The organism is Tolypothrix tenuis PCC 7101 (genome assembly GCF_963874875.1).
In the GTDB taxonomy this organism is placed as follows: Bacteria; Cyanobacteriota; Cyanobacteriia; order Cyanobacteriales; family Nostocaceae; genus Aulosira; species Aulosira tenue.
Genome location: NZ_CAWNJS010000001.1, coordinates 3,651,475 through 3,665,479, shown reverse-complemented (window position 1 = coordinate 3,665,479; position 14,005 = coordinate 3,651,475). Strand labels below are relative to the sequence as shown.

At 38.8% G+C, this 14,005-nt stretch carries 14 protein-coding genes and 1 tRNA gene; 5 read left to right on the top strand and 10 right to left on the bottom strand.

The genetic code is table 11. The annotated features are described in order from the left end of the window. Positions 1–198: 198 nt before the first annotated feature. Positions 199–390: a hypothetical protein gene (locus AACU25_RS14990; protein WP_321206746.1), complete on the bottom strand. Its 192-nt coding sequence runs from the start codon at positions 388–390 to the stop codon at positions 199–201. A gap of 138 nt (positions 391–528) precedes the next feature. Here AACU25_RS14990 and AACU25_RS14985 point away from each other — a divergent pair, with 138 nt between their 5' ends. From AACU25_RS14985 to AACU25_RS14970, 4 genes are all read left to right on the top strand, one after another. After that, the gene (locus AACU25_RS14985) at positions 529–750 is read left to right on the top strand and encodes a hypothetical protein (RefSeq protein WP_096576865.1); all 222 of its coding nucleotides are present in this window, start codon (positions 529–531) and stop codon (positions 748–750) included. Between the two features lie 146 nt (positions 751–896). Continuing rightward, entirely contained in the window at positions 897–1,313 is a 417-nt protein-coding gene (locus AACU25_RS14980) for a XisH family protein (RefSeq protein WP_096576863.1), read from the top strand. Further along, positions 1,301–1,636: a XisI protein gene (locus AACU25_RS14975; protein ID WP_045871735.1), complete on the top strand. Its 336-nt coding sequence runs from the start codon at positions 1,301–1,303 to the stop codon at positions 1,634–1,636. Before AACU25_RS14980 ends, AACU25_RS14975 begins: the two co-directional genes overlap by 13 nt. A 23-nt stretch (positions 1,637–1,659) precedes the next feature. Beyond that, positions 1,660–2,568 carry a DUF4351 domain-containing protein gene (locus AACU25_RS14970; protein ID WP_096576861.1) on the top strand — a complete coding sequence of 303 codons (909 nt, stop codon included), beginning with the start codon at positions 1,660–1,662 and terminating at the stop codon, positions 2,566–2,568. Positions 2,569–2,641: 73 nt separating this feature from the next. On the opposite strand, the gene AACU25_RS14965 is transcribed toward AACU25_RS14970, so the two are convergent. From AACU25_RS14965 to AACU25_RS14940, 6 genes are all read right to left on the bottom strand, one after another. After that, a complete protein-coding gene (locus AACU25_RS14965) occupies positions 2,642–3,061 on the bottom strand; it encodes a type II toxin-antitoxin system VapC family toxin (RefSeq protein ID WP_096576859.1) in 420 nt (139 codons plus the stop codon). A 2-nt stretch (positions 3,062–3,063) separates the two neighbouring features. After that, a complete protein-coding gene (locus AACU25_RS14960; protein WP_096576857.1) occupies positions 3,064–3,294 on the bottom strand; it encodes a type II toxin-antitoxin system Phd/YefM family antitoxin in 231 nt (76 codons plus the stop codon). Positions 3,295–3,421: 127 nt separating this feature from the next. Further along, a complete protein-coding gene (locus tag AACU25_RS14955) occupies positions 3,422–6,925 on the bottom strand; it encodes a hypothetical protein (protein ID WP_096583784.1) in 3,504 nt (1,167 codons plus the stop codon). A 17-nt stretch (positions 6,926–6,942) separates the two neighbouring features. Further along, the gene (locus AACU25_RS14950) at positions 6,943–7,854 is read right to left on the bottom strand and encodes a DUF4007 family protein (RefSeq protein WP_190445816.1); all 912 of its coding nucleotides are present in this window, start codon (positions 7,852–7,854) and stop codon (positions 6,943–6,945) included. Between the two features lie 533 nt (positions 7,855–8,387). After that, a tRNA-Arg gene (locus AACU25_RS14945) sits at positions 8,388–8,460 on the bottom strand. 68 nt (positions 8,461–8,528) lie between these two features. Continuing rightward, complete coding sequence (locus AACU25_RS14940) at positions 8,529–9,683, bottom strand: murein hydrolase activator EnvC family protein (protein ID WP_321206751.1); 1,155 nt, start codon at positions 9,681–9,683, stop codon at positions 8,529–8,531. Positions 9,684–10,047: 364 nt separating this feature from the next. Here AACU25_RS14940 and AACU25_RS14935 point away from each other — a divergent pair, with 364 nt between their 5' ends. Beyond that, positions 10,048–10,371 carry a hypothetical protein gene (locus AACU25_RS14935; protein WP_096576855.1) on the top strand — a complete coding sequence of 108 codons (324 nt, stop codon included), beginning with the start codon at positions 10,048–10,050 and terminating at the stop codon, positions 10,369–10,371. 189 nt (positions 10,372–10,560) lie between these two features. Here AACU25_RS14935 and hpnH read toward each other — a convergent pair whose 3' ends face one another. The 3 genes from hpnH to AACU25_RS14920 form a co-directional block, all read right to left on the bottom strand. Beyond that, a complete protein-coding gene (gene hpnH / locus AACU25_RS14930) occupies positions 10,561–11,577 on the bottom strand; it encodes an adenosyl-hopene transferase HpnH (RefSeq protein WP_096576853.1) in 1,017 nt (338 codons plus the stop codon). A gap of 281 nt (positions 11,578–11,858) precedes the next feature. Then, positions 11,859–12,848, bottom strand: a complete 990-nt coding sequence (gene hpnA / locus AACU25_RS14925) for a hopanoid-associated sugar epimerase (RefSeq protein ID WP_096576851.1) — start codon at positions 12,846–12,848, stop codon at positions 11,859–11,861. Then, positions 12,848–14,005: efflux RND transporter permease subunit (locus tag AACU25_RS14920; protein ID WP_339382031.1), on the bottom strand; the 1,158-nt coding region annotated here is incomplete at its 5' end. The genes AACU25_RS14920 and hpnA, both read right to left, overlap by 1 nt.

Sequence of the window (14,005 nt, the reverse complement as noted above, 5' to 3'; positions counted from 1 at the left end):
TCTTGGCAAGTATATTAGTAATGCTAATATTTTAGCAAATATGCATTAACAATGTGTAGTGTTTTTGACTTATTTGTAAAAAGTTAAGTAAAATTACTGCTATGATTGCGCTGCTATAAACTATTGCATCACGCTTATATACTTGAGTTCGCTTCAGGAAAAACCATAACTCGGAAAGTGTATAGAAAGCAACATTACTTACTCTTTTAACCGACGCTTCATTTCTAAATATTGCTGGAACTTAGGATCACAAATGCACTGGTCAATAAACTTCTCCAGTTCATCCTTCATTGTACTGTCAATAAATTGACAATACTCCTTAAACACATCCTTCTTCCCCTGTGGAAGATAGAAACCCAGATACTCTTGTCCCTGACGCTTTTCTGTCACACACAACTTTTACACATCATCAAGACTCATCATAAATCGTTAAGTTTCAATATTCCCTTTGTACAGTACGTATTATACGTACTGTACAATAAACATGAAAAACATTAATCCCACCCTGCAATATTAAACAGGTGCGTTATGGCGCAAGAATTTGTGAAATTAGAAGATAACAGCAGCAATCAAGTCCAGGTAAGCAAAGAAAAGATAAAACACCTGCTAGTCGGTAGTCCTAATGTAGTGCAGAGGACTATCAATCTCTTGCATACTATCGGTTATGCAGAAGTAGGCTCTTGGTCTAAACCCGTAAAAGCTGGTAACTTAGGCGAATCTGGCGATGTCTTGAGTGTCTTGATTAGATAGCAAGTTTAAGAAATAGAAGTTTGAATAAGAAGTGCGATCGCCTTTTTTAAAATCCCGCGCGATCGCACTAACTCTTACGCTTCAAAATATTCAAGAGTACATTTGATAGAATATACAGGTCTTCATATCAACAAAGTGATGCGCTGATGTCAGCTAGAGATTTATTTCATGAAGCGGTCAAAAATGCACTTCAAAAAGAAAATTGGATAGTTACCGATGATCCATTAGAAATAGAATTTGAGGAAGTAACGCTTAAAATAGATCTAGGTGCAGAACGGTTGATAGCGGCAGAAAGAGAAGGAGAAAAAATAGCTGTAGAAATCAAAACTTTTGCCAGTAATTCTGCAGTAAGTGACTTTCATACAGCTTTAGGGCAATTCCTAAATTATCAAATTGCACTCGAAGAGAATGAGCCAGAACGTAGATTATATTTAGCAATTCCGGTTGATGCCCATGAAACATTTTTTCAGACAAAGCTTGCTAAAACTGCAGTGCGAAAACATCAATTAAAACTAATAGTATACGAACCAATAATGGAGGTAATTTTGGAATGGAAAAGCTAGAAAATTATCGTCAATATATCCAAAATATTTTAACTCAACACGGCAAATATAAATATAACCATGAAGAAATCGAAAATCAATTAATATTTGATACAATACACGACCATTATCAGTTAATGCGTATAGGTTGGAATGGTTTAAGCCGTGTGTATCACAGTATCATTCATTTTGATATTAAAAATGGCAAAATCTGGATTCAGCAGAATATGACAGATATAGATTTAGCACAGGAACTTTTGGAGATGGGAGTACCAAAGGAAGATATTGTATTCGGTTTGCAACCACCATATAAACGTCCATATACAGGATATGGAGTGGCTTAACAAAAACTTAGACTATTAACTGAATGACACGCTTCATACATGACAAATTTGCTAAAGACTATCTAGAAGAGTTACTCAAAGATTACGGAGAAGTCAAAGCATCAGAAAAAGTCTCAGGAGAGATAAAAGAAATAGATGTTTTCTTTACTCCTGCTAAACAGCAAAACTCTAATTTACAAATCTTGGGTTTACTAGGAAGATTTGCCGAAAATCCCGCAATTATAGAACCATTCCGTAATCCAGCCTCTACCGATGAAATATGCGACTGTATCCTCAAACTATTAGAAGTAAAAGCTTCACTGCGACGAGAAGCTAAAGCCAACAAAACCAAACTTCAAGACTCAGAAATTCCCAAATTGTGGATTCTGACTCCCACAGTATCTGAAACTAGATTATCTAGCTTTGGGACTGTGCAAAAATCAGATTGGTTATCAGGAGTACATTTTCTCCCAGATGCACTACGGACAGCAATTGTCGCCATACATCAACTACCACAAACACCGGAAACATTATGGTTGAGGCTTTTATGTAGAGGAAACGTACAGTCACAAGCGATTATAGAATTGCAAGCGTTACCATTAAATCATCCATACCAAAAGGCCACTCTTGAATTAGTTTATAACTTGCGCGAAAACTTGAGAATCAATCAAGAATTATCAGCAGATGATAGGGAGTTAGTTATGCGATTAGAACCGCTTTATCAAAGAGATAGAGAACAAGCCAAGCAAGAAGGAAAGCAAGAGGGAAGGAGAGAAGGAGAACAAGATTTAATATTACGGTTACTCAATCGCCGGATTGGGGAAATTAATCAATCGTTAATTGATCGCATTCAAGAATTATCGATTGAACAATTAGAAAATCTAGGAGAATCATTACTAGACTTTTCTACCATTGCTGATTTAGAAACTTGGTTAAACCAACAACAGAGATAAATCATTATCAGAAGTCGAACTTAAAATGTAGGGTGTGTTAAAGCAACGGGTAACGCACCCTACTTAATACTTGTTAGCTTTCTTCATCAGGGTTAAGCCAGTTTTCTACTTTTAAATGAGAAACGCGGGAAAATTCACGAACATTGGCTGTCACAAGAGTTAGACTAAGGCTTAAAGAATGAGCAGCAATTAATAAGTCATTACCACTAATCGGTTGACCTTGCTGTTCTAAATCTGTGCGGATTTCTGCGTAATATTGCTCTACGGGATGAGTTAGGGGTAGTATTTCCATACTATCTAAGATGATTTCAAGTTTTTCTATAAGCTTTGGAGAATTCTTTTTTTTTGCCCCAAATCTTAATTCACAAGCTACGATAATACTTGTACAAACTGTATCTTCTCCGACGCTTTTAATTTTGGAAAATATCACTCCTCTAGGGTTTTTAATTAGTTCGGAAATAATGTTTGTATCTAACAAGTATAAATAACTCATTTTTATAAATCGATATCATCTAAGGGTAATAATCCTTCGTCCACATCGGGAAAGTCTTCGTCCAATGGTTCAAGAGTGGAAAGGGTTTCTAAGAGAGATTTTTTTGGAATGGGGGAAATGATGGCGAAGGGGACACCATTTTGGATGATAGTCAGGGTTTCACCTGTTTTTTGGGCTTGGTTAATTAGGTTTTGAACGGTTTCGGGAAGTTCTGCAAGGATAATTTGTTTCATATCAAAATTCAAAATTAAATACAGCCACTCACCACGGTCAAGATTTTGAACCTAACTTTTCCGATGAATTAACAGTAAATTTGAGAGGTTCAGATCCCCGACTTCTTCAAGAAGTCGGGGATCTTGTTTATCCTAACTTTTTCTTGTTCATTTCATCAGTTCGCTTTTCCTCAATCTTCGTCACCCCATCTCCCACATTAGGATTTAAAATCCGTTCACTCAACTTCGCTAAAATCGCTTGGCGTAATTGCTGATCGTCAGGTAATTCCGCCAGAATTTTGTCAACGATTTTTTCAACCTGCGATTCTCTACCATGATCTACCCATACCATTTGATGGATTTCCTGACCATCAGGGCGAGTCATAGTAATTCGTCGCGCTTCAAAACCTTCCCCTTTGGCGGCTACTTCCTTTTGCAAAGCTTCCAGATTTTTAAACCGTCGCACCAAATCCGCTAACTTCATTTCAAATGCAGTCGCATCATCATCTGTCCAAGATTCCGCAGGTTTATCTGCGACAATCATCACCAAAGCTTCTAACCACTGAGAATCACTCTTCGCCTCATCTGAGGCTGCACGAATAAACCGTTTTAGTAAAGGTTCAATACATTTTCCCGCCAAATAATTCGCCCTTACCCGCAAATCTTCCCTGAGTTTTGTTTCCTGGCTTCTCACACCAAAAGCTTCATAAATGAGTTTTTGGCAATCACTTAATAAATGATCGTAAGCTGTATGAATCTCTCTGAGGGCATGAACTAACTTAGTACGTAAAGTTTTCGCAGTCACACCATCATCGCCAGTTTCAATCCCTATTGAGGGTAAATTACAAGCTGCTGGTAAAGCCTTAAACAACAATTCATCTGGTTCAACAGTAGTTTGCAATGCCTTTAAAATTGCTCTAGGTTCATCTGCTAACTTTTTAGTTTGTTGAGTATATTTAGGCAGTTTTTTAACAAATTGATAAAGAGGAGTCACAACTGTTAATAAAGTGGCATTACGCACCTTACCTAATTTTTTAAACTGGGGATTGCGTAAAATCGCTTCTAATTCTTTGAAGACTTCTGCCCTTAATCCCACGACTGCAAAATATTTAACTGCAAATCGTTCAGGATATTTTACTAATAACTCAAAATGTTCCGTTCCCAATACAGGAATAAATGTCCCATCTTGATACAATCCCAAATCATCAGCATGGTGTAACAGTACAGCCGCCAAAATTACCGGAACTGCACCCTGTTTCACACCGAATGGAGGTGTAGCTAAATGCTGATATAGCAAATCAAAGGTTTGGCTTTTTTCTGTGGCTGCTAAACAAAAATCCTCAACTGCTTCCCACAGAGAATTTAACCCGGAATTTTCCGATGGGGGATAAAAATCCCAATATCCCTCTTCCTGACGATGAATCCCTGTTTCTTCTAACAGAGAATAATACATACTGACTTCCGGCCCATAACCTTCTAAGCCTAATTTCTCTTCATTTTGATGTTCCAACATTGCTTGAATCAATTCACGTCTAGCTTTCGCCCCTTGAGAGGTTAAGTCTCGACGGTTAATTAATTCATTCCACAAAATAGGACTGCGATGATAAACGCGATCGCAAATCTCAGACAGCTTACTATTAAAATCGCTAATGTTGTTTAGCTTCTCAACTTTTCCTTGAACCCAACATTGCTGATTTCCCCCAATACTAAAGGACTGATTGAGGGTTTCATCTAAAAATTCTTCCGCTTCTTGCAGGCGATAATTTACCTCTTTACGCGCTACCCCATCAGTTTGTAACTCTTTGGCTGTTTTTTTGATATTACTTAAAGCCACAAACTCCAGGGTACGAATTCGCAAAATATCTAAGTTAGCTGCACTCAAAATCACCAATGGTTTCCCATTGCTAGTTGTGGAAGGAACAGCGGTAGGAAGTTCTTCATCTACCCAATACCCCACAAAACCATCTGCATCTAAGCTATTACAACTTAAATTGCTCAAATCTTGGGATTTATCTAAATAATGGCGTTCAAAATAACGCAAAGTCCCTGTTTGATAACTGTGACGTTGTGCGACTAAAGGCTTAAGAGGACGGTGAATAGATAATAGTTTAACTAAAGGCGATCGCTCTTGTTCTATATATATACTTAACTCACTGTCAACATTAAAATCAGAACCTTGCCAAATTCGTAATTCATCTAACTGACGACGATGAGTAATGAGATTTTGTTTTAACAGTTTATCAATAATTTCCTGCCAATAATTAATCTCTGCTGCTGAGGGAATATTGCACATTGCTAAAGATACTAAAGTTCTTGTCGCCCTCATCGAACCTGTAACTGTAATCAGGTTGAGAACACCAATAGTTTTTAGTACCCTGAGACTATCTTCTTCTAATCGTTTGGCATCATTAATTAAATCTTGAACTTCCACCCATCTTTGCAAATTAGGACGGGAAGCTAAACCCATCCCCGCAGATTCAATAAAATAATCATAAACTTGGTACAATTTCAGACAAGGCCATTCATGGTTTTTCAGAGTGACTGTTTCTAAGAAATTCCGAAACGATAATGGTTCACTACTAGTTAAAAATGTGAACAAAGAACGGTCATTTTGAGCATATTTTTGACAAAGGCTTGGTAACACCAAAGCTGATAAAGGATGTAATGGATAAACTTTTTGGATAATTTGCTCAGTTACTTCTTCATCTGCAAGCATTGATTCTAAATTTTCAAACCATTCCTGAGCGTAATTTTGAGTAGCAATCCTGATATTATCTGCTGCTGTAGAGTCAATTGCTTCACCAATCAAACTCATCATTTGTCCAGATGATTCAGTAAAAGAAATATCTTCAAATCTTCCCTGAATTTTCGCCCATTCATTCTTTTGAATAGTTGCTAATCTTTGACCATATTCTGCAAAAGCCTGGTGTAAAATTCCTAAAATATAAATAGGATTTTTTTTATTTTGTGGTAATTCCGCTAATTGTTGTAAAAGATATAAATCTTCATCACCTTGAGCATGAGCAGCATATTCTAAATTCTTTCCTAATTCGTCAATTACCAGGAAAATTCCACTTTGAGATTCCTCAGCTAATTCCCACACCAAATTAGGAATTTCTCTACTATCAACCTTACCACCCTCATTAATTTCTGCTTCTAAATCTACTAACTGACGCACAGTATTAATTTTGTTTCTTTGGCTAGGAGTCCAAAAACTATTAACTCCTGTTAATAAAGCTCTAATAATGGTATGGCTAATCGGTTCTCTTTGTCCTGTAGCTACAGCCCTAATTAATCCTGTCGGGTGAATTTTTTCCTCAATTAATTGATAAATCTCACTATCTTTCCCCAATTTATTTTCAGCTATTGATAAAGCTTTCAGATGTATTTTACTTTGAGAATTAGCAGCCAGAGAAATTAAATAATGAGCAAAAGCAGATTTACCAGTACCGTAAACACTGGTTAAAGTCCAAGCCCTATTTCCTTCATCAGAATGAAAACTATTTAAAATACGTTTTAGAGAATCAATTGCTCTTTTAGTTAGCACATAACCTTCTAAAGCTTCCACACTATCTAAATCTCTTTCTAAATTAATGGAACGAGAATAGCGACGCTGGAGGCTAAAATAGTGGGATAACTTTTTGTTAGTCATATTTTTACTCATTTTCATTAGGAATTATAATAATTATCTAAAATTTCCCCAGCTACAACATCTGGTTCATTAGGTAATGATAACTGAATGAGTCCAGCAGTATCTTCCAAAACTATCGTATTAAATTCTTTCGCAACTGTTTCAATGGCTGCACATAAAATATTTTCCGTCAGTTTAAATACCATCCCTGGACTACCTTCATCATAAAGTAACTTACGAATAGTAATTGTATTGCTATCCTGATTTGCCCAACTCGCATATTCTAAACAAGTTGCCACTATAATTGATGCTGGCAAGTTAGACTTTGAGCCAATTTTGAACTGATAACTTTTGCCGAAATTGCGAATTAAACCTAATTCATTAAACGGACAATCTATAGAATCTTCAATTGGGGTATTATCTCTAATAAAATCCTGTGCTGAATACATTCGTAAAATACAATTGACATCTTTGATAAAAGAAGAATCAGCAATCGTTTTATTGAAACTTTTAATATAATCTTTTAAACCTGCCAAAATATCTTCTTTGGTAAAATCTAAATCTCGAAAAACATTAAAAATATAATACCAAGCCGCCGCTTCACAAGTAGGCTTTAACAAATTCCAATGTAATAGCCATAAAGATGCCGGATCTTCTAAATAAGAGTCCCAACCATTGTTTCCTAACAGTTTTTCTCCAAATGTTGTTGGTAAGCTATTTTTATCAAGAATTTTGAACGCACTACACCAATAACGAATAGCACGTACCATATTTTTACCAACGCCCAGACGTACAGGTGCATCATCTTGTAAGAAAATACTTGGATCTTTCTGGGCTGCATCGAATCCTTTTTTCAACCAACCAAACCTAGGATGAAAAGTTTCATGATTGGCAAATACTGGATTGACTAAATTTTCCTGCTTTTTTGAGTTCTGAGTCGTTTGGATCACAATCAGATGGTTATAATAAGAACTATTTTATTTATTATGACTCAAAGTAGACACAATTTATTTACTATCATTAAAAATATTTTATTAATATCATTAAAACAGAATATTTTTGCATCAAATGTCAATTCCAAAATGTAAATAAACTGAATCTAAACTTATTAAAAAAATCAACATATATACAAATTAATTAGCAACAAAAATCATGCTATTGCTAAATTCATATCAAAAAAGTATTTAATTTATGAGGTTAATTAGCAATTGCATAAAGACAAAATTAACCGTAATGAAATCATACTTGCTCAACAATATTTTCTCTATTTAGTCAAGTAAGTTTAGTCAGCAAACTTCACCCTAGAGTTTGTTCATAGCCCATGCACTGCTCTAGTTACTCAGCAAAAGTTTTAATTTCTGCTTCCACTATTTAGTAACTACAAGACCTTGTATCTTCACAAGCTTGGTTTAATGTCTCTTATAATTCACCAAAGACACTAATCTGTCAACGCGGACAAATAATTAGTCAATGTAAAACAAAACGAGCGCGGAGGGATTTGAACCCCCGACCCACAGAACCGGAATCTGTTGCTCTATCCACTGAGCCACGCGCCCTTAATCTTTTCGATTATAACACGCCAGGGATAAAATTTGCAGATGAGTTGCGATCGCACTCCTCAAGCTTAAAGATAACTGGCGGGATCTACAGGTGTGCCATTACGCCTTACTTCAAAATGCAGGTGAGGCCCAGTAGATAAACCAGTGGAACCCACAGCCGCGATCGCTTGTCCGCGTTGTACTCCTTGTCCTTCGGAAACGAACAATTCGCTGGTATGACCGTAAAGTGTAGTAATCCCGTTGCTGTGGTCGATAATTACAGCTTTTCCATAACCGCCATACCAGCCAGCAAAAATTACTGTTCCCGAATCAGCCGCACGAATTGTACTACCATAACTAGCGGCAAAGTCTAGCCCAGCGTGAAAGCGACGATAGCCGAGAATTGGGTGTATTCGCCAGCCAAAAGGACTGCTGGTAGGTGCATCGCTGGGATATGCGAACATTCCTGTGCCGCGAATAATCACACTTTTACTGTTACTGTTGGTTTTCGCTTGCGCTTCTGCAATCTTTTGTTGAATGAGAATTTCTATATTTTTGGAATCTTGTTCTAGTTGGTTTTGTGCTGCTTCTAAAGCCAAGCGATCGCTATTTAGGCGTTCAATTAACTCTAATTGTGACTGCGCTTGCGTTTGATAATCAGCTTTTTGTGCTAGTAATTGCAGACGAATCAGGGCAATTTCGTTTTTTTGCTGTTCTACTGCGGTTTTTTGTTGATTAATTGACTTGGCTTGCTGATTAAGTTTTGCCAAAATTTGCCGATCTGCTTGGTAGACCAACTTTAGCTGATGACGACGGCTGATAAAATCACTAATATTTTCACTTTGCAGTAAAATTCCCCATCCCTGGCTAGCAGGCGATCGCTGAAGAAAACGCAATCTTGCAACTGTGGCTACTTGTTGCTCTTCATAGGAAATTTCTGCCACATCTAAATCAGTCTCCAATTCTTGCAAGCGTTGACTAGCTTGGTTTAAGCGCAATTCCGTATCTTGAATGTGGCTATCAGTGGTTTGCAGATTTTGTTGTAACCCATTGAGGCGATTTTTTGCGGCTTCTTGCAGATTAGTTAAGCGATCGCGTTCTTGAACTACATCCTGACGTTGTTGCTGAACTTGTTGCTGCTGCTGCTTGAGGGTGTCAATTGATGGCGTATCAGTTGCATAGATTGGCAAAGCTAGAATGAATGTCAAAAAAATGACACATAAAATCCCAGACAATACCATTTGCCACCAATGCCAAAATCTCTTGTTCATGGTGTGAAATTGCCAAAAGCGATGACTCCAAGCCAACACCATGAGGATGATTTTCAAAATCCGTCCCACCTACTCAAACGTAATCTGTATCAACTTTTTCAGCCAAGTTTTAACACAGACTCATGGTAATGTCATTGGTGTTGAGGAGTAGGAGGTGAGGGGGATGACGAGGATAAGGGTAAAAGGAGACAAGGGGAAATAACCATTACCAATTACCAATTACCAATTACCAATTACCAATTACCAATTACCAAACACCAAACACCAAACACCAAACACCAAACACCAAACACCAAACACCAAATACCAAATACCAAACCCTAAATTAATTTATATGAATACTCGCAAAGCAATTCTTCTAATTACTTTAGTTATGCCTGGTTTAGCAGTGGTGGGGATATCGCTGTATTGGTTTATTTTGGATTATGACGCGCTAGGAAAAGCTGAGAACAATGTAGAAAGGCTAGCAAAAGGTGCAAAAGTTAGTTATGGGCAGTTAGATTACGCCTATCATCGGACTTTAGCGCATCGTATTAATGTATTTGCTGATGGCACATGGGGATTGCTGGGAGGAGTAATTACAGCAATAGGTATACATGGGCTAGCAACTGTTCGAGAGCAAAATGGGAGCAAAGAAAAATCAGTTTTAGATAAATGATGAGTATTGAGTAGCTCACACTCAATATTTGTCGGTTAAAGGGAAAAAGGGGAATGGAAAAAAGGAAAGAAAAAACCTTTAATCCTTAACCTTTCACCTTTTCCCCTTCACCAATTTTGAGTTCAAAATGCTATCCCTTGTAGTATTGAGCCCACGCTTCTTGCTTGCTAAAGTGTGGGAGTTTTTCAGTTATTTACCAAACACAGTACCGAGAGAACGGGCAATGTTTTGTGGTTGCATTGCATCCATCGCGGCTGTGGGTTCGTAGCCACAGTGCATCATGCAATCGGCACATTTGGGATTACCACTGGCGCGGCCGTATTGGCTCCAGTCGGTTTCTTCTAGCAATTCCTTAAAGGTGGCATAATAACCATCACCAAATAGGTAACAGGGTTTTTGCCAACCGAGAACGCTGTAACTAGGACTACCCCAAGGTGTACATTCGTAGTCTTTCTCGCCAGTGAGAAAGTCTAAATATAAGGGGTTGTGATTGAAGTTCCAATTTTTCTTGCCTGCTTTCTGGGGAGCCAAGATTTCCCGGAATAAGGCGTGTGTTTGTTCGCGCTGGAGAAAGTGATTTTGATCTGGTGCTAATTCGTAGCTATAACCAGGAGAAATCATCATCCCATCTGTATTCAGAGTTTCTAGAAACTCAAAGAACTCATGCATTTCTTTGGGGTCAGTACCATCAAAAATGGTGGTGTTAGTTGCAACGCGAAAACCTCTAGCTTTAGCAGCACGAATGGCTTTAACAGCAATATCAAAAACGCCTTTGCGATCAACAGATTTGTCGTGTAACTCGCGCATTCCATCTAAATGAACGCTGAAAGTTAAGTAAGGAGAAGGTTGAAATTTATCGAGGCTTTTTTCTAATAACAAACCATTGGTACACAAGTAAATATATTTCTTGCGTTCCACTAATCCCCGCACAATTTCATCAATTTGGGGATGCATTAGCGGTTCTCCCCCAGGAATTGAAACTACTGGTGCGCCGCATTCTTCCACAGCAGCAAAGCACTGTTCTGGGGTAAGATTTTGCTTTAATATTTCCGGTGGATGCTGGATTTTACCACAACCATTACAAGCTAAGTTACACCGAAAAAGCGGTTCTAACATTAATACTAAAGGAAAGCGTTTGCGTCCTTTCAAGCGTTGCGTAACTAGATATTTCCCAATATCTATAGCTTGTTGTAAATTAATCGCCATTACTTCTGTTCACTCCTCTGTTGGTTAAAACACCACTAATAACAATTTGGTAATTGGTAATTGGTAATTGGTAATTACGGAAATTCTAGAACATTTATTTGACCCTCCGAATTTTAGATTTTAAATTTGGGACTTCGTTGTGAGCGCTCAGTCGAACGATTTTGTATTGTTTTTGGTGCAAGCACAGCCTTGGGTGGAACAAATATCAAATTGTCGATCTAAAATCCAAAATCCAAAATCCAAAATCCAAAGTCCAAAATCCAAAATCCAAAATCCAAAATCTAAAATTGTTTGACGTAGCCTTTACTCACAAACCAATCGACAGCATCTTTGAGGGCTGTGGTGAGGGAAGATTGGGGTAAGCCTAATTCTCTGACTGCTTTTGATGCATCGTAGTACATGGGTTGTTGTGCCATGCGTACACCATCTAAGGGGACTGAGGGCGATTTACCGAATGGTGCGAGAATTTTTTCATCTATCCAAGCAGCAGTTAGGGGTAGCCAAGCAGGTACAGCCTTTTGCGGGGCTTTTAAACCTGTGATTTGGGCGAGTTGTTCTAAAAGTTGCTTCAGGGTAAGATTTTGATGAGCTAAGATATAGCGATCGCCTGATTTACCTTGCGTTAATGCTAGTAAATGACCTTTGGCTACATCTCGCACATCAATAAAATTCAAGCCAGTATCCATGTAAAAGGGCATTTGCTGCCGCAAAAACCGCAGGATAATATCCCCTGTGGGGGTAGGTTTAATATCCAAGGGCCCAATTGGGCTACTAGGATTGACCACAACGATTTCCTGACCTGTACTAGCTGCTTGCATTGCTACCTGTTCCGCCAGAAATTTTGACTTTTTGTAGTGACCAACCAATTTCTCTAAGGGACTCTGATGAGTTTCATCTACGACTTTACCAGATTCCCCGACCCCAATTGCGGCTACGGAACTGGTATATACAGTGCGTTCAATTCCAGCTTGTTGGGCTGCGGCTAAAACGTTGCGCGTACCTTGGACATTGTGGCGGTAAAGTAACTCTTGGTCTGTTTGCCAAAGGGAATAATGGGCTGCAACATGAAACAAATATTGACAACCCTGCATTTTCTCTGCCAAATCTCCATCATTGAGATCGCCCTTGACAATTTCTACCTCTAGCCCTTGGAGGTTTTGCAGGTTGCTGCTAGGGCGTACCAGTGCTTTGACTGTATATCCTTCTTGCAGCAGCAACCTCACCAAATGGGCACCAATAAAACCAGTACCCCCGGTTACAAAAACCTGCATTAATTATTACCTCGCTTTTTGAACCGAGGAAACCAATCATCTAAGATGACGTAGACCACAGGCACAACAATTAAACTCAGGACAGTGGAACTTACTAAACCACCTGCGATCGCAACAGCCATAGGCGATCGCAATTCTGAACCTGCTCCCAACCCCAAGGCAATAGGTACCATGCCTAAAATTGTCGCCGCAGTGGTCATCATAATTGGTCTGAGGCGCACTGGCCCGGCTTTGAGAATGGCTTCTTTCCGTTCTAGCCCTGATTTCCGCAATTGATTGATGTAATCAACAATCAAGATGGCATTTTTATTGGCGATACCCAACAAAAATACAAAGCCGATCAGGGAAATCATGCCGAAGTCGCTCTTAGTAATTAACAGCGCCAACATTGCCCCTACTATAGCTAAGGGTAAAGAAACGCCAATTACTAAGGGGTCTACCCAGCCTTTAAACAGCCAAATTAGTACTACCACAATACACAGTGCTGATAAAGCTAAGGTAGTGCCAAAGCTGCCAAACACTTCTCCTAAACGGGCAGAGTCTCCGCCTAAGTCTAAGGAAACACCTTTTGGTAACACTGCTTTAGCTTCTGCTACAACTTTATCAGTAGCATCACCTAAAGACATATCCTTGCCCAGGTTGGCGCTAATATAAGCCACACGCTGGTTATTTAAACGCTCAATTTGAAAAATCTGATCGCTTTGATTGTTATCACCTGTAACACTGACATCAGCGAATCCCGGTAATTTTACTAAACGGTCTTTTATATCCTTAGCTGCCTTACCCAGGGCTTTGAGGTCATTCCCACGTAACGCCAACTGCAAAGGTTTTTGCCCGCCAGTATCCACAAATTGAATATCTTCCACACTGGTAGTTACCCCAGGCAGATTCGGCAAAGAGGAACGAAATTGATCCTGGAGTTCTGCAGTGGTGATTTTGCGGTCGTCCTTCAGTTTTACATACAGCGTGCCTTTATTCGGCTCACCCTCCCGAGAACCCACGGTAGTAAATACAGTTGCCACAGCAGGCGATTTTCTCACCACCTCTTCCAACTTCCTCGCAACTTGCAAAGAATCGTCTAAGGGGTTGGGGATTGGGGACTGGGAATTGGGGATTGGGGACTGGGAATTGGGGACTGGGAATTGGGGATTTATATT

Excerpts from the sequence above, each read along its gene's own strand:
- AACU25_RS14985 (WP_096576865.1), top strand. The coding sequence starts at position 529 with ATGGCGCAAGAATTTGTGAAATTAGAAGATAACAGCAGCAATCAAGTC.
- AACU25_RS14980 (WP_096576863.1), top strand. The coding sequence starts at position 897 with ATGTCAGCTAGAGATTTATTTCATGAAGCGGTCAAAAATGCACTTCAA.
- AACU25_RS14975 (WP_045871735.1), top strand. The coding sequence starts at position 1,301 with ATGGAAAAGCTAGAAAATTATCGTCAATATATCCAAAATATTTTAACT.
- AACU25_RS14970 (WP_096576861.1), top strand. The coding sequence starts at position 1,660 with ATGACACGCTTCATACATGACAAATTTGCTAAAGACTATCTAGAAGAG.
- AACU25_RS14965 (WP_096576859.1), bottom strand. The coding sequence starts at position 3,061 with ATGAGTTATTTATACTTGTTAGATACAAACATTATTTCCGAACTAATT.
- AACU25_RS14960 (WP_096576857.1), bottom strand. The coding sequence starts at position 3,294 with ATGAAACAAATTATCCTTGCAGAACTTCCCGAAACCGTTCAAAACCTA.
- AACU25_RS14955 (WP_096583784.1), bottom strand. The coding sequence starts at position 6,925 with ATGACTAACAAAAAGTTATCCCACTATTTTAGCCTCCAGCGTCGCTAT.
- AACU25_RS14940 (WP_321206751.1), bottom strand. The coding sequence starts at position 9,683 with ATGGTATTGTCTGGGATTTTATGTGTCATTTTTTTGACATTCATTCTA.
- AACU25_RS14935 (WP_096576855.1), top strand. The coding sequence starts at position 10,048 with ATGAATACTCGCAAAGCAATTCTTCTAATTACTTTAGTTATGCCTGGT.
- hpnH (WP_096576853.1), bottom strand. The coding sequence starts at position 11,577 with ATGGCGATTAATTTACAACAAGCTATAGATATTGGGAAATATCTAGTT.
- hpnA (WP_096576851.1), bottom strand. The coding sequence starts at position 12,848 with ATGCAGGTTTTTGTAACCGGGGGTACTGGTTTTATTGGTGCCCATTTG.